Genomic DNA, 16,751 nt, shown 5'->3' on the forward strand with positions numbered 1-16,751 from the left:
ATGAAGATCTACCAAGTCGGCGGAGCGGTGCGTGACCGCCTGCTGGGACTGCCGGTGACCGACCACGACTGGGTCGTGGTCGGGGCCACGCCGCAAGACATGACCGCCCGCGGCTTCCGCCCGGTCGGCAAGGACTTCCCGGTGTTCCTGCACCCGGAAACGCACGAGGAATACGCCCTGGCGCGCACCGAGCGCAAGGTCGGCCGCGGCTACCACGGTTTCACCTTCCACGCCGATCGCGATGTCACCCTGGAAGAAGACCTGGCACGGCGCGACCTCACCATCAACGCCATGGCCAGCGACGAAACCGGGCAGATCATCGACCCCTACCATGGCCAGGACGACCTGAAAAACCGCATCTTGCGCCACGTTAGCCCGGCCTTCGCCGAAGACCCGGTGCGGGTACTGCGCCTGGCCCGCTTCGCCGCCCGCTTCGGCTTCTCCATCGCGCCGGAAACGCTGCAATTAATGCGCACCATGGTCGCCAACGGCGAGGTCGACGCCCTGGTCGCCGAGCGCGTCTGGCAGGAAATGGCGCGCGGGCTGATGGAAAACCAGCCTTCGCGCTTTTTCCTGGTCCTGCGCGAGTGCGGCGCGCTGGCGCGCATCCTGCCCGAGGTGGACGCCCTGTTCGGCGTTCCACAGCGCGCCGACTTCCACCCGGAAATCGACACCGGCGACCACGTGATGCGCGTCATCGACTACGCCGCGGCCCAGCAACTGCCGCTGCCAGTGCGCTTTGCCGCGCTCACCCACGACCTGGGCAAGGCACTCACTCCGGCCGAGCTGCTGCCGCGCCACCTAGGCCACGAGGCGCGCGGCGAAAAACCGCTGCTGGCACTGAGCGAACGCCTACGCGTGCCGGCCGACTGCCGTGACCTGGCCCGGATCACCTGTCTGCATCACACCAAGGTGCATGTGGCCGGCGACATGCGCCCGGACACCGTGCTGAAGATGTTCCGCGAGACCGATGCCCTGCGCCGGCCTGAACGTTTCCGTCTCATGCTCGATGCCTGCCTCGCCGACGCCCGTGGCCGCCTCGGTTTCGAACAGTGCGACTACCCGCAAGTCGACTGGCTGGCACGCATGCTGGACGCCGCGCTGGCGGTGGATGCCGGCGCCATCGCCCAGGGTTGCTCAGACAAACAACAAATTCCGCAAGCGGTCGATGCGGCTCGCCGCGCCGCCATCGCCGCCTGCAAACTGACCCTGGAACCCGCCGCATGACCACTCTGCATTCCCTCAAGGCCACCCTGATGCGCGGCGGCACCAGCAAGGGCCTGTTTTTTCGCGCCGACAGCCTGCCCGCCGATACAGAAACGCGCGACCGGCTGTTGCTGCGCGCCCTCGGCAGCCCCGACCCGCACGGCCTGCAAATCGACGGCCTGGGTACCGGGATTTCCAGCACCAGCAAGATCGTCATCCTCTCCCCGTCGCAACGGCCCGACTGCGATGTCGATTACCTGTTCGGTCACGTGGCGATCGGCGAACCGCTGATCGACTGGTCCGGCAACTGCGGCAACCTGACGGCCGCGGTGCCGCTGTTTGCCGTGGCCTCCGGGCTGGTCGCCCCCGACAAGGACGGCCCTTTCACCGTGCATATCTGGCAGGCCAACATCGGGAAACGCATCCACGCCGAGATCGACATCGAGCGCGGTCAAGCGGTCTGGCATGGCGACTACCGCATCGACGGCGTCGCCTTTCCTGGCGCGCCGATCCGCCTGCATTTTCTCGACCCGGCGGGAGGCGGCGCGGGAACCCTGTTCCCCACGGGAAACCCCTGCGACACCCTTCATCTGCCGGACGGCACAACGCTTGCCGCCACACTGATCGATGCCGGCAACCCGACGGTTTTCGTACGTGCCGCCGATCTCGGCCTCTCGGGTTATGAGACCGCCGCCCACCTCGATGCCAAACTGCACCAGACCCTCGAATGGGGCCGTGCCGCCGGGGCGGTGGCGATGGGCTTGGCGCCGGACATCACCCGCGCCAGCCGCGAGCGCCCGGCCACCCCCAAAATCAGCTTTCTCAGTCCGGCACGCGCCACCGGCTACGATCTGAACGGCCGCATCCTGTCGATGGGGCGGCTGCATCACGCCTTCACCGGCACCGGCGCCATCGCCCTCGCCGCCGCCTGCGCCATCGACGGCACGTTGGCAAGCGAAATGGCCGGCGGCGTGATACGCGGGCGGGAACTGAACTTCTCCCACGCCAGCGGAGGACAGGCGCTGGAAGCCAGGGTCAGCCGGAACGGCGATGCCTGGCAGGTCGACGAAGTCGTGATGACACGCACCGCACGCCCGCTGATGAGCGGCGAGGTGTGGGTGCCGCTGGACTGACTCCAACCCGGCATCCCACCGTCCGCGCCGTAGCCCCATGCCGGACGATGGGGGCGCTCACCGCGCCGTCATTCGGATAGCGCCTGGGCGGCTTTTTGTGAAAAGATGGCGTGGACCGTCCTGGTGGGATGAATGCCGTCCCAGAACAGGTAGTCCCCCGGATTGCGGCAGGTAAACGGTGCCACATTGGGCGTGACACACGGCGTCGAAACGTCCCGCAGGCCAAACGTCGACGGGCTTTGCGTCATGTCATTCACCGTCTGGAACACGTTCAAGAGGACAAACTGGCTATCCGGATAGGCCGCCCGCAACCCGGTCAGCAGGTCGGCAAGCCCGATGTTGAAGTTGAGCGACAGCGAGCTGAGGGCCAGCTTGGCACCCGGAGACGCCTGGTCCAGACGTTGCACCGCGGGTGTCAGACCGAGATCCGGCACATTGGCGACCAGATACTTACGGGCGCCTTTGGCATGCAGCAGCGCGATGGTGTCCTGAATCGCTGTCAATGCGGCGGAAATCACCCCGCCGCCGTCACCCCCCATGGCCAGCGCGACAAAGGCATCGCGCACGTCGTTGGAGCCCGCCTCCACGACGTACAATCCGTCCGCAGGCGCGGTACCACCGAAATCCGTCAGAAAACGGCTGACCTGCGCGGACAGGCTCAGCTCTCCGGCGTTGCGCGCCCGTGCGCCGCCGACCGCGTAGTTGCTCGCATGGTCGTTCGAGGCCCGAAAGGCGGGACGGGTGTTGGCGGCAAGCGCGTGAGACTCGGCGAACTGTTCGATCCAGGTCGCGCCGTCGCTAAAGTGGTGTCCCCCTCGGGCGTAGGGTGCCGAGGGAATGAGAAAAGGGTCCGAGGGATCCAGCTTGTTATACGGCGGGGTGTTTTCCTGACCCGTCAGGGCGAACACATTGCCCGGGTCCGACAGGCTGGTGCCGAATACCACGATCCGATCGAACGTCACCTGCGCTGCCACCCATCCCGGCGCCAGCAGAAGCAACACCAGCCACCCGACAACCCGCCATTTCCCTGCGAATTCCTTCTTCATTCTCTTCGCTCCCGATGCGATACGTCGAAACGGGCACCCCCATCTCCTCCGCTGGCCCCATCCTGTGGTGGGGTTGATCACGGAAAACAGGGTGGCACCCTGGCCCACCTCATCATTATTGGCACAGCATCCGAAGCTCACCACCAGGAAGATGCGCGCCACCCTGCCAAAGGCAGGCACTTCCTGCACCACGCGCTCACCCGGCGTTTGCGCAAGGTGTCGACCGGGCCGGGCACCCATTGCATTCGGCCGCCATCTCCGGCATCGTCTGGAGCGGTACGGGTCGGCTCAAGAAATGACGGGCCTGCACCCATTTTCCGGGATGAAGGCCTCGCCGATGAGCCAGAATGAGAATGAACAGGGACGTGCCCAAGGCTTAAGGTGAAGGCATGGAGCAGAAACAGCAATTTTCCGTCTGGTATTTCATCATCGCATTTTGGGTGCTGCTGCTGGTCCAGAACTTCTTTCTCCAGGAGCGCGTAACCACCCTGTCCTATAGCGAATTCAAGACGCTGCTGACGGCAGGCAAGGTGAAAGACCTCACCGTCAACGAGCAAGCCATCTCCGGCACCTTGGCCAGCAACGGTCTGGAAGGACTGGTCGCCAAGGAAACCGTCGACAAGATCAAGCAACTCGGCACTGGCGACCAGCCCTTTACCACCTTGCGCGTGAGCGACCCGACGCTGGTGCAGGAGCTCGAGAAAGCCAAAGTCCGCTTCACCGGGCAGGCCGACAACAAGTGGCTCGCGTCCATCCTGTCCTGGGTATTGCCCGCACTGATCTTTGTGTCGATCTGGCTGTTTGCCATGAAGCGCATGGGAGGTACCGGCGGCCTCATGGCGGTTGGCAAAAGCAAGGCCAAGGTCTACATGGCGAGGGAAACCGGCGTCACCTTCGACGATGTGGCGGGTATCGACGAGGCGAAGGACGAACTCATGCAGGTGGTGGAATTCCTCAAGGCACCAGAGCGCTACCGCAGGCTGGGCGGAAAGATACCTAAAGGAGTATTGATAGTCGGGGCGCCGGGCACGGGCAAAACGCTGCTGGCCAAAGCGGTTGCCGGCGAAGCCGGTGTTCCGTTCTTCTCCATCAGCGGATCCGAGTTCGTGGAGATGTTCGTCGGCGTCGGCGCCGCCAGAGTGCGCGACCTGTTCGAGCAAGCCGAGGAAAAGGCGCCCTGCATCATTTTTATCGACGAACTTGACGCGCTAGGTAAAGCACGGGGGATCAGTGGCATCAGCGGCAACGACGAGCGGGAGCAGACGCTCAATCAGCTGTTGGTGCAAATGGACGGCTTCGACACCAACAAGGGCGTCATCATCCTGGCGGCCACCAACCGGCCGGAAATTCTCGATCCGGCACTGCTGCGCCCCGGGCGCTTCGATCGCCACGTGGCGATCGACCGTCCCGACTTGACGGGCCGCGAAAAAATCCTCCAGGTCCATTGCAAAGAAGTCAGGCTTGCCCCGGACGTCGAACTCGCCACCATCGCCGCCCGCACCCCCGGCTTCGCCGGCGCCGACCTGGCGAACCTGGTGAATGAAGCGGCATTGCACGCGGCCCGCGAGGAAAAGGACGCCGTCGACATGACCGACTTCGACAAGGCGATCGACCGGATAGTGGGAGGACTGGAGAAGAAGAACCGGATCATGAACCCCAAGGAGAAAGAGACCGTGGCCTACCACGAAGCCGGGCATGCACTGGTGGCGGAAATGCGACCGAATGCCGACAGAGTCGGCAAGATTTCCATCATTCCGCGCGGCATCGCCGCCTTGGGCTACACCCAGCAGATTCCAACGGAAGACCGGTATCTGCTCAAAAAGAGCGAACTGCTGGATCGCATCGACGTGCTGCTGGGAGGGCGAGTGGCGGAGGAGCTCGTCTTCGGTGACGTCTCCACCGGAGCACAGAATGACTTGCAGCGCGCGACCGACATGGCTCGCCACATGATCACGCAGTACGGCATGAGTGAGTCGCTCGGCCTCGCCACCTTCGATGAATCCCACCCCGGTGCCTATCTCGACCTACCTACGTCACAGCCTCATCTGCCCTATAGCGAACGTACCGCACAGGCGATCGACGACGAAATGAGAAAGCTGCTGGCAGAGGCCCATGCGCGTGTCGAGCGCACGCTACAAACCAACCGCGCCAGCCTGGAAGCCTTGGCAACGCTGCTGTTGGAAAAGGAAGTGGTGGACCGTGCCACCCTGAGCGACCTGCTGTCGTCCCAGGGTGTGCCGAGCAGGAACGGAAGCGCAGAAGCCAATCCCCCGGAGGAAGGGCAAGGCCAAAAAGATTTGAAATAACAGGTCGAGGTGCCCTTTCGGCAGCCGACGAACCACCCCGGCTGCTCAGGCAGCGCTGGCGTCGAGTTGTCGCACCCGTTCAAACAGGCAGATAGTGGCCGCCATCGCCACATTCAGTGACTCGGCATGGCCCGGCATCGGAATCCGTACACGACAGTCTGCCAGTTGCAACAGCTCTGCAGACACGCCCGCGCCCTCGTTGCCGAACACGAACGCCACGTCGCCGCGCAGATCCTGCGCATACAACGACTGGCTGCCTTCCAGATGAGTGACCAGCCTGCGCCCGGCAAACCCGCCCAGTACCTCCTCCAGGTCCGCCGCCTCGTGCAGATTGAGCACGAAATGCGCCCCCATGCCGGCGCGAAGCACCTTGGGAGAAAACACGTCGGCACAGCCTTTGGAGAGGAACACCTCCATCACCCCGGAGGCCGCCGCCGAGCGCAGAATCGTACCCATATTGCCCGGGTCCTGAATGTCTTCCAGCAACAGGCAGCTGCCGCTACGGCGCGGCGGGTGCGGCCGCGGGCAGACGGCGATCAGCTCGGGGGCACTCGACAGCGAGGTTAGTTTGCCCAGCAAGGCCTCCGGCACCACCAGCGGCGACAGCGTCTGCGGCAGGCGGGCAAGCAGCGCCGAGACCTCGGCGCGCCCCAGCGCGGCCTCGTTGATGAAGCACTGTGCCGGGACAATGCCCTGCTCCAGCGCCGCCTCGAGCAGATGGATGCCCTCGAGCACGATCACGTCGTCCTTGCGCCGGTCGCGGGAAAACTGGACCAGCCGTGCCAGGTGTTTGAGGGTGTCGTTGTGAGGCGAAGTGAGGGTACGGTATGGGTGCGGCATGGAAAATGGTCAGAGGTGATGCGTGAAGCGGGTCACCAGATCCTTGAAACGAAGATAAGTATCGGGGTCGATGGTTCGCCCGCTGTTGCCGTTGTCGACGTAGAACACGCCACTGAGGGTGTGGCCGGCATAGAGCGTCATCACGGCGAATTCGCCGTCGCCGATATGCTCGAAGAACGGGTCCTGATATTTCGCCCCTAGCTGGGCGCTCACGTGCGCCGGCGCATGGAAGCTTTGCGGCTTGCTGGTGAGCAAGGCGAAGAAGGAGCCCGGCTCCAGGCCCACCGCCAGTTGCCGCAGCGGTGACGTTTCTGCCAGTCCCACCTGGTAACGCAGCCGCAGAGCATGCTCGGACGGCTCGTAGCGCAGGAACAGGATGCGTTCGAAGCGCAGGTCGTTGGCCAGATGGCGGATCGATTCGCGCATCAGTTGCTCGAGCTGCGCGGCATCGCTCAACACGGTAGTGGCGGTCAGATGCGCCCGTGGCGGGTAGTCGCCCGGCAGCATCAGCAGCTCGCGTATCGGGTAGGTATAGGCCGGTGCTCGCGGCTTTCTCGCCACGTTCGCGGCGGCGCTGAGCACGCAGCGATAGGCATCGTCATAGCTGACCCGCATCTGCCGTGCCGCCACCTCGATCCCGGTCGTCCACGGCGAGCGCCACCAGCCCGATTCGATCGCGTTGGCGGTCGCCACGGCCAGCTTCAGCAGTTGTTTGCGCGGCGAGGGCGCACTGCCGCTGCCCAACAGCATCACCAGTCCCGGCGGCAGGCCGGTAGCCTCGACGAAACGTTCCAGCAACTTGGGATAGTCCATCCCGAAGTACCCCGACACCGCCTGCAACAGCGGCTGGTCAGGGAGCTGATTGCGATAGAGCAGAAAGAAACAGGCCGGCAGGTTGTACAGCAAGGCGGCGACAAAGCAATCCTCGACCTTGTGCTCCCCACTCAGCGACAACCAGTCCTTGATCAGGTAGGCCGCCACCCGGCTGCGCCCCAGCCAGTCGGCCACGACCTCGATCACCTCGTCGTCGAGCTTGCCTTCCTGCGCTCGCAGCGCCGTCGCCTGGGACAAGCGGCGCGTTACACGCTCCAGCCCCATCAGCATCATCGCCTGCTCCACGGTCGGCGCGGCTTCGTTTTCACGTAGCACCGAAGCGGATCCGACCGCGCGTAGCACGTCGAACAACAGCAAGGGGTCGGAGAGGCAAATATTGGACAGGTCTGAAAGATTGATCAGCTCGGCGTGGCGGGCGCAGGCCAGCTGCACTTCGTCCAGCGTACCGGGCAGGATGGGCCAGCGCCGGTCGGCGATAGACTGTAGCCAGTTAGCGAGTTCCATGTGGGTGGCGCCAGATCAAGAGTTGTTTTTGCAACGGGCCGCCCAAGGCGAGGGAGCGTTCTGGCTCCACGCCGGGCACGGTAAAGGTATTGCTCAGCAGCAGGGAGCCCGGCTGTCCTTCCGTCACGAATTTACGCCACAGCCTGGGCATCGGTTGCGGCGAGAGAAAGGCATAGACGGCATCGTATTCGGACAGGGGCTCGAGCCAGAGGCTGCGACAGGCAATACGCACATTAGCAGGACGCCCCGCCAGACACCAGCGCAGCCACGCCAGTGCCCAGGCCGCCCAGGCGGTTTCCAGCGCCGCGATCTGTAGATCGGGACGACGCGCCGCCAGCCGCAAGGCCAGCCTGGCGTCGCCGCAGCCGGCTTCGAGCAAACGGGCCTGCTCCGGCAAGGCTTCGGCCAACCTCTCCACCACCCGCGGCGAGGAGCGGTAGAACGGCACACGCTCCAGCCAGGCATTTCGCCCGATGGCGAAGGTCAACAGCAAGGCCAGCAGATAGGCCCACGCCGGCAGTGCCAGCTGGTGACAGTACACAACGGCGGGGGCAAACAGGCCATGTGCCAGCCAACTGCCACGACGCAAGCGCAGCAAGGCCGCCAGTGCCGCCGCCAGGAGCCCTTGCAACACCGACCAGGCCAGCGGCTGCAGTGCCGGAGCGATCAGGAACCAAGCGCCGAGCGCGGCGGCCAGTTGCAGCAAGCCATGCCGCAACAAAGCGACGAATACGGCTCGACTCAATGGCCTGCCCCAGCCGCGGCGGGCTGTGCCGGCGGAGCCGCGGGTGTCGGAGCTGCTTCGGCGTCCGGCTTCAAGCCGTCGCCAAGGATCGAGGCTTCCGCTTCCTTGTTGAGCACCACGATGGCGATGCGGCGGTTCTCAGGGCTGAACACGTTGCTGCGGATGAGCGGGTTGGCCGCGGCAAGGCCAACCACGCGCAGGATTTTGTCCTGCATCAGGCCTCCGGCCAGCAGTTCACGGCGCGCGGCATTGGCGCGGTCGGCCGACAGCTCCCAGTTGCTGTAACCGTGCTGGGCACCGCCAAACGGCTTGGCGTCGGTATGGCCGGAAATGCTGAGCCGGTTGGCGACGCCGTTGAGTTCCTTGCCCAGTTCCTGCAGGATGGTTCGGGTATGCGGCAGCAGGTTGGCGCTGCCGGAGTCGAACATCGGACGGTTCTGCTCGTCGACGATCTGGATGCGCAGCCCTTCCGGGGTCATTTCCAGTTGCAGCTGATTCTTGTAAGCCTTGAGCACCGCACTCTGCTCGATGTTGCTCTCGATCTTCTTTTGCAGTTTCGCCAGCCGGGTCTTTTCCTGCTGGATTTCTTCCTCTTTCGCCCGCTTGACCTGCCCGGCCTGGCGCGTGAGATCGGTACCCCCGCCCTTGATCATCGAGGTGGCGTCGCCTGAGCCCTGCCCTCCTGCCAGCGCCACCTTGAGCGGGGTGCGGAAGTATTCGGCGATGCCCTGCAGCGTGCCCTGCGACACCGAGCCCAACAGCCACATCAACAGGAAGAACGCCATCATCGCGGTCACGAAGTCGGCGTAGGCGATCTTCCATGCCCCCCCGTGGTGGCCATGGCCACCCTTCTTGATGCGTTTGACGATGATGGGGCGTTGCGATTCGTCAGCCATGCGTGGTCACTCCGGGTGGCTTACTTGTTCTTGGCTTGCTTGACGTGGTCTTCGAGTTCCTTGAACGACGGACGGTCGTGCGAGGCCAGTACCTTGCGGCCGAATTCCACCGACACCTGCGGCGCGTAGCCGTTGAGGCTGGCGAGCAGGGTCACCTTGATGGTCTGGAAGACGCGGGTGCCGTCGGCCAGCTTGTGCTCCAGGATGGTGGCCAGCGGACCGACGAAGCCATAGGCCAGCAGGATACCGAGGAAGGTACCGACCAGAGCGTGGGCGATCAGCATGCCCAGCTCGGAGGGCGGGATGCCGACCGATTCCATGGTGTGCACCACCCCCATCACCGCGGCCACGATACCGAACGCCGGCATGCCGTCGGCCAGACCTTTCATGGCATTGACCGGAACTTCCCCCTCGTGGTGGTGGGTTTCGATTTCGACATCCATCAGGTTTTCGATTTCGAAGGCGTTGAGGTTGCCGCCCACCATCAATCGCAGGTAGTCGCAGATGAATTCGACCACATGGTGGTCGTGCAGAACAGCCGGGTACTTGGAAAACACTGGGCTGGATTCCGGATTGTCGACATCGGCTTCGACCGACATCAGCCCTTCCTTGCGCACCTTGGCGAGGATTTCAAAGAGCAGCGCGAACAGCTCCATGTAGAAGGCTTTGGTGTACGAGGACCCCTTGAACAGGGTCGGCAAGGCAGCCAGCGTAGCCTTGAGTGGGGTGCCGCCGTTGGCCACCACGAAGGCGCCGATGGCCGCGCCTCCAATCATCAGGACTTCCAGCGGCTGCAGCAAGGCGGCCAGATGCCCCCCGGCCATGACAAAGCCCCCGAGCACCGAGAGAAGGATAACGACATACCCGATTCCGACAAACATACGTCACGTCCTGTGATGATGAAGATGAAACCCGGCTTTCTTGGGCACGGCTTTGCTTCATTGTTTACGTCTGGCGGGTGTCGCATCAGCGCCCATGACAAGAAACTGGACACCCTTCCGGTCGGCAATTATCCGGGCATTGGACTCGCCGAGGCAAGACAAAGGCGTGAAGAAATTCGGGCAGATATCGCCAACGGGAATGCTGCGCAGCGCGCACCCCGGCGCCGCGACGCATGACCTTACCGGGCGGTCGCCCCACGGTGGCGTGCCAGATCGCGCACAGGGGTCGCACCGTCCGCACGCGGCAGACATCACCCCAACGGGAGTGCCATTCCCCGACCTCGTTGATGCAAAGGCGACGAGGCGGGACCCGCATTCAACACGGCCACCGCCACCCGAAACGGGTTCGTCAGCGCCACCCGCCTAAAGCCCCGATCAGACAAGTTGACGATTGTTCCGTATTTTCAACCGAAATACTTGATACAGCGATGACATTATTGTAAAAGTCGGTAATAAATGACGCATTGGAGAATGCCAAATGCTGAAGCAACTGTTTGGCGGCCTGCTTGGCAAGGATAAGCAATCAGCCCCTGGCATCGAACCAGGGCCGGCAAGCACATCACCCACTGCGCCTCCCGCTCGTGTTCTGGATGGGGCCCACGCCCCGGCCCCGCTCCATCACGTGCAAACGCTGGGTTTCGTCTCGCACCATCCGGTGCAGGACAAGGACCAGCGCGTTGTCGCCTATGAATTCATCGTCAAGGGCAGCCAGGACAGCACCAAAACCGCGGCTCACAAGCGCGCCTTCGACCGGCTGCTGCTCACCACCCTCCGCAACATGAACGTGTTCCGGCTGCTGGCCTACCGGCGCGCGTTCATTCATTTGTCGCTGGCCTCACTGGACGACCTGCCGTCACCGGACCTGCCCGCAGACAGCTGCATTTTCATTCTGGGCATACGGCAAGGCGATGCCCTGGACGAGGCGCTGATGTCCAGACTGGACGCCCTGCGCCAGGCCGGCCTGCGTTTTGCCGTGGAACCGGCCGGTGTCGGCAGCCAGCCGGCGGCCTTGGCCCTTTACCAGCGTATGGACTACCTGGTGTTGGACTTTGCTGCGCCCAACGCGCGCATGCTTTTCCCCCTGCTGGAAAAGCTGCCGCAGCGGTTTCCTCACGTTCGATGGCTGGGGCGCAACATCAACTCGGCCGAAGAACTGGACCTTTGCCTCCACTCTCCCGGCAGCCAGCACTTCGTGCTTTTCCATGGTTCCTACTTGAACGTGGCCCTGCCCAGGAACACCAGCAAAAACGAAGGCGCCAACCAAGGGCGCGTGCTGGAAGTGATGCGTTTGCTGCGCGCCAACGCGCCGATCGAGGAGATCGAAGCACAGTTCAAGCTGGATTCGTTGTTGCTGTTCAAATTGATGCGCTACATCAATTCCCCGGTAAACGGCTTGAACCGCAAGGTGCAGACCATCGAGGAAGGCATCATGCTGCTGGGCCGGGGCAACTTGTTCAAGTGGCTGTCGCTGATGCTGTTCACGGCGGAAAGCGACAGCGGCTCGGCACTGACGCTGATGGAAAAGTCGCTGATCCGCGCCCGCTTCATGGAAGAGCTGGGGTTGGCACACGGCAACAAGCTGGAGGCCGAGCACTTGTTCCTGACGGGCATGTTCTCGCTGCTCGGCACCTTGTTGAACACCACGCTGGCCGAGGCGCTGGCGCCGCTCGATCTGCCGATGATGATTGCGGATGCCCTGCTGAGAGGGAAAGGCCTGTTTGCCGAACCCTTGCAGCTGGTGCTGGCCTGCGAACAGGATGACAACGAGGCCATCGCCCGCCTCGGCGAATCGCAGCGCGTCAGCCTGGAGCAAGTCACCGGCATCTACCTGGATGCCGTGGTCTGGGCGCAGGAGGTGCTCAAGGAAAGCGACGCACAGAACAACGTGGAGGGGGTTTAGCCCGACGGCAGCTCCTCCGATGTGTCAGTCAAAAAAGGGAAAGCACCCGATGTGCTTTCCCTTTTTTTCCCCTGCCTTACCCTCCCTGCCGGCGACGCTGAGCTCACCATCCGTTCACGTGCAACCACTTCCCGTGGCGGCACGCCCTCCTCATCCCAACACCGTGGTCAGACCAGCCCGCGCTGGCGCAGCACCGCCTCGCACTCGGTGACACACTGCACCGCCGTGTCGATCAGCTGGTCGATCTCGGCCTTGCTGATCACCAGCGGCGGTGCCGCCACCATGTGGTCGCCGCAGGCGCGCATGATCAGATTGTGGCGGAAGAAGATGTCGCGGCAGATCGTGCCCACCTCGCCCCAGTTGGGAAACAGCTCGTGGGTGGCCTTGTCCTTCACCAGCGTGAAGGCCTGGATCAGGCCGACGCCACGCACGTCGTCGACGTGGGCGAAGCCTCCGAACGCCTCGCGCCAGCGCTGCTGCATATAGGGACCGGTGTCGTGTTTGACGCGGTCGATGATGCCCTCGTCGCGCAACGCCTTGACGTTGGCGTGCGCCACCGCCGCCGCGACCGGATGACCCGAATAGGTGAAACCATGGTTGAAATCGCCGCCTTCGGCCAACCCTTGCGCCACCTTGTCGCCGACGAATACCGCGCCGATCGGCAGGTAGCCGGACGACAAGCCCTTGGCGGCGGTGAACAGGTCCGGCTTAAAGCCAAACAACTGGTGGCCGAACCACTCCCCGGTGCGGCCGAAACCGCAGATCACCTCGTCGGCCACCAGCAGCACGTCGTACCGGCGGCAAATGCGCTCGACTTCCGGCCAATAAGTCGACGGCGGAATGATCACCCCGCCGGCCCCCTGGATCGGTTCGCCGACGAAGGCCGCCACCTTGTCCGGCCCAAGCTCGAGAATTTTTTCTTCCACCCAGCGCGCCGCCACCACGCCGAACGCCTCCGGCGTCATGCCCTGGCCGTACCGGTACCACCACGGCTGCTCCACGTGCTCGATACCGGGAATCGGCAGATCGCCCTGTTGGTGCATGTAACTCATGCCCCCCAGGCTGGCACCGCCAATGGTGGAGCCGTGGTAGCCGTTCCAGCGCCCGATCAGCGTCTTCTTCCCGGGCTTGCCCTTGACGTCCCAGTAGCGGCGCACCATGCGGATCATGGTGTCGACCGACTCGGAGCCGGAGTTGGTGTAGAAGATGCGGCTGAATCCTTCAGGCGCGACCTGTGACAGCAAGTGCGACAGCTCCACCACGGCCGGGTGAGTGGTCTTGAAGAAGGTGTTGTAGTAGGCCAGCTCGTCCATCTGACGCCTGGCCACCTCGGACAAATCCTTGCGCCCATAGCCGATGTTGACGCACCACAGGCCGGCCATGCCGTCGAGGATCTTGTTGCCGTCCGAATCCCACAGGAACACGCCGTCGGCTTTGGTGATCACGCGGGCGCCCTGCTGGTTCAGCGACTCGGTGTCGGTGAACGGGTGCAGGTGATGCGCGGCATCCAGCGCACGCCATTGTTCGGTGGTACGTTCGCTCTGCATAGGATTCCTCCCAATGCGGTGGCGCCGGCCGTTCACGCCGGCCCAACGTTGGCCGAAGACTTGGCCAACCCGTTGTGCTCGCTACACGTGCAGCAGCAGGAACTTGCGCTCCCACGGGCTGATCACGCGGAAGTACTCGGCATACTCCTTTTCCTTCATCGCCAGGTACATCTTGACGAAGCGATGGCCCAGCACCTCGGCGATTTCGTGACAGTTGCGCAACGCCACCAGCGACTCCTCCGAAGAATGCGGGAACTGGTACGGCAGCTCGTAAGCGTCGGTCTGGCGCGGCTCCATTGGCTGGATCTTGTTGACAATGCCGAGGTAGCCGCAGGCCAGTGTGGCCGCCATGGCGATGTAGGGGTTGGCATCGACACCGGGCACGCGGTTTTCCACGCGGCGCGCCTTAGGCGAGGAATGCGGCACGCGCAGGCCAACGGTACGGTTGTCGTAGCCCCACTCGACATTGGTCGGTGCCGCGGTGTAGCGCGACAGGCGGCGGAACGAATTCACGTAGGGCGCGAACAGCGGCATCACCTGCGGCACGTACTTCTGCAGCCCGCCGATAAAGTGGAAAAATAGCTCCGACGGCGTACCGTCCTCGTTAGAAAACACGTTCTGGCCGGTCTTTTTATCCTTCAGGCTCTGATGGATGTGCATGGCGCTGCCCGGCTCGTTTTCCATCGGTTTGGCCATGAAGGTGGCGTACATATTGTGACGGAACGCCGCCTCGCGCACGGTGCGCTTGAACAGGAACACCTGATCGGCCAGCTCCAGCGGGTTGCCATGCAGAAAGTTGATCTCCATCTGCGCCGTGCCAACCTCGTGGATCAGCGTGTCCACCTCGAGTTCCTGCGCATGACAGTAGTCGTAGATATCCTCGAACAGCGGATCGAACTCGTTGACCGCGTCGATGGCGTATGAGCGGCGGCCGAACTCGGCACGGCCGGTGCGACCGATGGGCGGAGCCAGCGGGATGTCAGGGTCAGGGTTGGGCGACAGCAGGTAGAACTCCATCTCCGGCGCCACCACCGGCTCCAGCCCCAGTTCGTCGAACAGATCGAGAACGTGCTTCAGGACGTTGCGCGGCGCCACGTCCACCGGCGTGCCGTCGGAACGGTAGGCGTCGTAGATCAGCTGCGCGGTCGGATCGACCGCCCACGGCACGTGGCGCAGGGTATTCTCATCGGGCCTCAGCACCATGTCCGGGTCGGTCAGGTCCATCATGCTGTCGTCCGGGTAATCACCGGTGACGGTCTGGATCAGCACCGCCTCCGGCAGGCGCATTTCCGGCTCCACGGCGAACTTGTCTTTTGGCACGATCTTGCCGCGTGCGACCCCGGTAAAGTCGGGGACAATGCATTCCATCTCGGTGATGCGATGCTCGCGCAACCACTCAAAAATCTGGTTTTCCATTTTACTACCCCTACCTCTATAGATCCTTGGCCATCGATGGCTCTGTCTCACAACGGATCCGAAGCCCGCTCACGCCTTGGCGCGTGCAGCTACCCGCTCCCGGCAAGCGGCGCCGAAAGCGTTGAAAATCGCGATCGAAATCGCATTGTCATGATATTTCCATTCGGGGTGCCATTGCACGGCGTAAGAGAAAGTGCGCGCGTCACGCACGCGGTAGGCCTCGATCAGACCGTCGTCGGCCACCGCCTCGGCCTCGAGCCGCTGGGCCAAACGCTTGATGCCCTGCTGGTGCAGCGAGTTCACTTCAATAGAATCGCAACCCAGCCACTGCCGCAATAGGCTACCTTCGGTGAAGTGCACGACATGGGCTGGCACGTACATCTCGTCCAGATCGTCGGTCTCGGGCTCACGATGATCGGCGAAGCCCGGCTCCTCCTGCACGTGCTGGAACAGTTCGCCGCCCAAAGCCACGTTGATTTCCTGGAAGCCGCGGCAGATGCCCAGGAGTGGAATCCCCTCCTGTAGCAGTAAGTCGATCAGCGGCAGCGTGGTGGCATCGCGCTGCGGATCGTGCGGTGACCCAGGCCGGCTCGGCGCCCCTCCATAATGATGGGGCTCGATATTGGACAGCGAGCCCGTCAGCAGAATGCCATCGAACGTGTCCAGGATTTCTCGAACGTGGCTGCGGCTACCCAGCGCCGGAATCAGCAGCGGCACGCCGCCGACGCCACCCGATACTGCCTCGGCATATTTCTCAGCCACTGCATGGAACGGTAACAAGCCGATCCGTTTGACATCGCAAGGGATGCCGATGATCGGTCGCCGCATGGCTCACCTCATCTTTCAGGACGCCGCCTTGATCGCCTCGAACGGGTCCACGTATTCATACCCCAGCCCGGCCGCCACGGCGCGGTGCGTCACCTTGCCGCGGCACACGTTGAGGCCGTTGCGCAGATGCGGATTGTCCAGCAGCGCCTGCACCCAGCCCTTGTTGGCCAGCTCCAGCATGAACGGCAGCGTGGCATTGGTCAGCGCCTGGGTGGACGTCCGCGCCACCCCGCCCGGCATGTTCGCCACGCAGTAATGCACGATGCCGTCCACTTCGTAAGTCGGGCTCTGATGCGTGGTGGGACGGCTGGTTTCGAAACAGCCCCCCTGGTCGATGGCCACATCCACCAGCACCGCGCCCGCCTTCATGATCTTCAACATGCGCCGCGTCACCAGTTTGGGCGCCGCGGCGCCCGGAACCAACACCGCCCCCACCACCAGATCGGCTTCCTTGATCATCTCTTCGATGGTGGCGGTATCGGACATCAAGGTCTTGATCTTGCCACCAAACACCATGTCGATCTCTTTCAGGCGGTTGAGCGACTTGTCGAGCAGCGTGACATCGGCCCCCAGTCCCATCGCCATGCGGGCAGCGTTGAGCCCCACCAC

Annotated in this window: 15 protein-coding genes; 5 read left to right on the top strand and 10 right to left on the bottom strand. The window is 63.5% G+C overall.

Annotated features, from left to right (window positions below):
• Both AC3WG5_RS04330 and AC3WG5_RS04335 read left to right on the top strand, forming a co-directional pair.
• Positions 1–1,227 carry a multifunctional CCA addition/repair protein gene (locus tag AC3WG5_RS04330; protein WP_492567926.1) on the top strand — a complete coding sequence of 409 codons (1,227 nt, stop codon included), beginning with the start codon at positions 1–3 and terminating at the stop codon, positions 1,225–1,227.
• On the top strand, positions 1,224–2,339 hold the full coding sequence (locus AC3WG5_RS04335) for a 2-methylaconitate cis-trans isomerase PrpF family protein (RefSeq protein ID WP_492567927.1): 1,116 nt from the start codon (positions 1,224–1,226) through the stop codon (positions 2,337–2,339). The genes AC3WG5_RS04330 and AC3WG5_RS04335 overlap by 4 nt, the downstream gene beginning before the upstream one ends.
• 68 nt (positions 2,340–2,407) lie before the next feature.
• Here AC3WG5_RS04335 and AC3WG5_RS04340 read toward each other — a convergent pair whose 3' ends face one another.
• Entirely contained in the window at positions 2,408–3,385 is a 978-nt protein-coding gene (locus AC3WG5_RS04340) for an SGNH/GDSL hydrolase family protein (protein ID WP_492567928.1), read from the bottom strand.
• Positions 3,386–3,774: 389 nt separating this feature from the next.
• On the opposite strand from AC3WG5_RS04340, the gene ftsH reads away from it, so the two are divergent.
• The gene (ftsH, locus tag AC3WG5_RS04345; RefSeq protein ID WP_492567929.1) at positions 3,775–5,691 is read left to right on the top strand and encodes an ATP-dependent zinc metalloprotease FtsH; all 1,917 of its coding nucleotides are present in this window, start codon (positions 3,775–3,777) and stop codon (positions 5,689–5,691) included.
• 45 nt (positions 5,692–5,736) lie between these two features.
• Here the strand turns inward: ftsH and AC3WG5_RS04350 are convergent, their stop codons facing one another.
• Genes AC3WG5_RS04350 through motA form a run of 5 tightly spaced genes read right to left on the bottom strand, consistent with a single transcriptional unit; the run spans position 5,737 to position 10,391 of the window.
• Positions 5,737–6,531, bottom strand: coding sequence for a TrmH family RNA methyltransferase (locus tag AC3WG5_RS04350; protein WP_492567930.1), 795 nt, complete (start codon positions 6,529–6,531; stop codon positions 5,737–5,739).
• 9 nt (positions 6,532–6,540) lie between these two features.
• Entirely contained in the window at positions 6,541–7,869 is a 1,329-nt protein-coding gene (locus AC3WG5_RS04355; RefSeq protein ID WP_492567931.1) for an HDOD domain-containing protein, read from the bottom strand.
• The gene (locus tag AC3WG5_RS04360) at positions 7,856–8,614 is read right to left on the bottom strand and encodes an SAM-dependent methyltransferase (protein ID WP_492567932.1); all 759 of its coding nucleotides are present in this window, start codon (positions 8,612–8,614) and stop codon (positions 7,856–7,858) included. The genes AC3WG5_RS04355 and AC3WG5_RS04360 overlap by 14 nt, the downstream gene beginning before the upstream one ends.
• Positions 8,611–9,510: a flagellar motor protein MotB gene (gene motB, locus AC3WG5_RS04365; protein ID WP_294863394.1), complete on the bottom strand. Its 900-nt coding sequence runs from the start codon at positions 9,508–9,510 to the stop codon at positions 8,611–8,613. Before motB ends, AC3WG5_RS04360 begins: the two co-directional genes overlap by 4 nt.
• 20 nt (positions 9,511–9,530) lie before the next feature.
• Positions 9,531–10,391, bottom strand: a complete 861-nt coding sequence (gene motA / locus AC3WG5_RS04370; RefSeq protein ID WP_008952786.1) for a flagellar motor stator protein MotA — start codon at positions 10,389–10,391, stop codon at positions 9,531–9,533.
• A 15-nt stretch (positions 10,392–10,406) separates the two neighbouring features.
• Between motA and AC3WG5_RS04375 the strand changes: the two genes are divergently transcribed.
• On the top strand, positions 10,407–10,628 hold the full coding sequence (locus AC3WG5_RS04375) for an Arm DNA-binding domain-containing protein (protein WP_492567933.1): 222 nt from the start codon (positions 10,407–10,409) through the stop codon (positions 10,626–10,628).
• A gap of 445 nt (positions 10,629–11,073) precedes the next feature.
• Complete coding sequence (locus tag AC3WG5_RS04380; protein WP_492567934.1) at positions 11,074–12,351, top strand: EAL and HDOD domain-containing protein; 1,278 nt, start codon at positions 11,074–11,076, stop codon at positions 12,349–12,351.
• Between the two features lie 167 nt (positions 12,352–12,518).
• On the opposite strand, the gene AC3WG5_RS04385 is transcribed toward AC3WG5_RS04380, so the two are convergent.
• From AC3WG5_RS04385 to AC3WG5_RS04400, 4 genes are all read right to left on the bottom strand, one after another.
• The gene (locus AC3WG5_RS04385; protein ID WP_492567935.1) at positions 12,519–13,898 is read right to left on the bottom strand and encodes an aspartate aminotransferase family protein; all 1,380 of its coding nucleotides are present in this window, start codon (positions 13,896–13,898) and stop codon (positions 12,519–12,521) included.
• An 81-nt stretch (positions 13,899–13,979) separates the two neighbouring features.
• Positions 13,980–15,314, bottom strand: coding sequence for a glutamine synthetase family protein (locus AC3WG5_RS04390; protein ID WP_008952789.1), 1,335 nt, complete (start codon positions 15,312–15,314; stop codon positions 13,980–13,982).
• Positions 15,315–15,383: 69 nt separating this feature from the next.
• The gene (locus AC3WG5_RS04395; RefSeq protein WP_492567936.1) at positions 15,384–16,142 is read right to left on the bottom strand and encodes a gamma-glutamyl-gamma-aminobutyrate hydrolase family protein; all 759 of its coding nucleotides are present in this window, start codon (positions 16,140–16,142) and stop codon (positions 15,384–15,386) included.
• A 15-nt stretch (positions 16,143–16,157) separates the two neighbouring features.
• Positions 16,158–16,751: alanine dehydrogenase (locus AC3WG5_RS04400; RefSeq protein ID WP_492567937.1), on the bottom strand; the 594-nt coding region annotated here is incomplete at its 5' end.

This window comes from Pseudogulbenkiania sp. FW507-F1 (assembly GCF_058781125.1).

Excerpts from the sequence above, each read along its gene's own strand:
- AC3WG5_RS04330 (WP_492567926.1), top strand. The coding sequence starts at position 1 with ATGAAGATCTACCAAGTCGGCGGAGCGGTGCGTGACCGCCTGCTGGGA.
- ftsH (WP_492567929.1), top strand. The coding sequence starts at position 3,775 with ATGGAGCAGAAACAGCAATTTTCCGTCTGGTATTTCATCATCGCATTT.
- AC3WG5_RS04375 (WP_492567933.1), top strand. The coding sequence starts at position 10,407 with ATGATGAAGATGAAACCCGGCTTTCTTGGGCACGGCTTTGCTTCATTG.
- AC3WG5_RS04355 (WP_492567931.1), bottom strand. The coding sequence starts at position 7,869 with ATGGAACTCGCTAACTGGCTACAGTCTATCGCCGACCGGCGCTGGCCC.
- motB (WP_294863394.1), bottom strand. The coding sequence starts at position 9,510 with ATGGCTGACGAATCGCAACGCCCCATCATCGTCAAACGCATCAAGAAG.
- motA (WP_008952786.1), bottom strand. The coding sequence starts at position 10,391 with ATGTTTGTCGGAATCGGGTATGTCGTTATCCTTCTCTCGGTGCTCGGG.
- AC3WG5_RS04340 (WP_492567928.1), bottom strand. The coding sequence starts at position 3,385 with ATGAAGAAGGAATTCGCAGGGAAATGGCGGGTTGTCGGGTGGCTGGTG.
- AC3WG5_RS04395 (WP_492567936.1), bottom strand. The coding sequence starts at position 16,142 with ATGCGGCGACCGATCATCGGCATCCCTTGCGATGTCAAACGGATCGGC.
- AC3WG5_RS04350 (WP_492567930.1), bottom strand. The coding sequence starts at position 6,531 with ATGCCGCACCCATACCGTACCCTCACTTCGCCTCACAACGACACCCTC.
- AC3WG5_RS04390 (WP_008952789.1), bottom strand. The coding sequence starts at position 15,314 with ATGGAAAACCAGATTTTTGAGTGGTTGCGCGAGCATCGCATCACCGAG.
- AC3WG5_RS04335 (WP_492567927.1), top strand. The coding sequence starts at position 1,224 with ATGACCACTCTGCATTCCCTCAAGGCCACCCTGATGCGCGGCGGCACC.
- AC3WG5_RS04385 (WP_492567935.1), bottom strand. The coding sequence starts at position 13,898 with ATGCAGAGCGAACGTACCACCGAACAATGGCGTGCGCTGGATGCCGCG.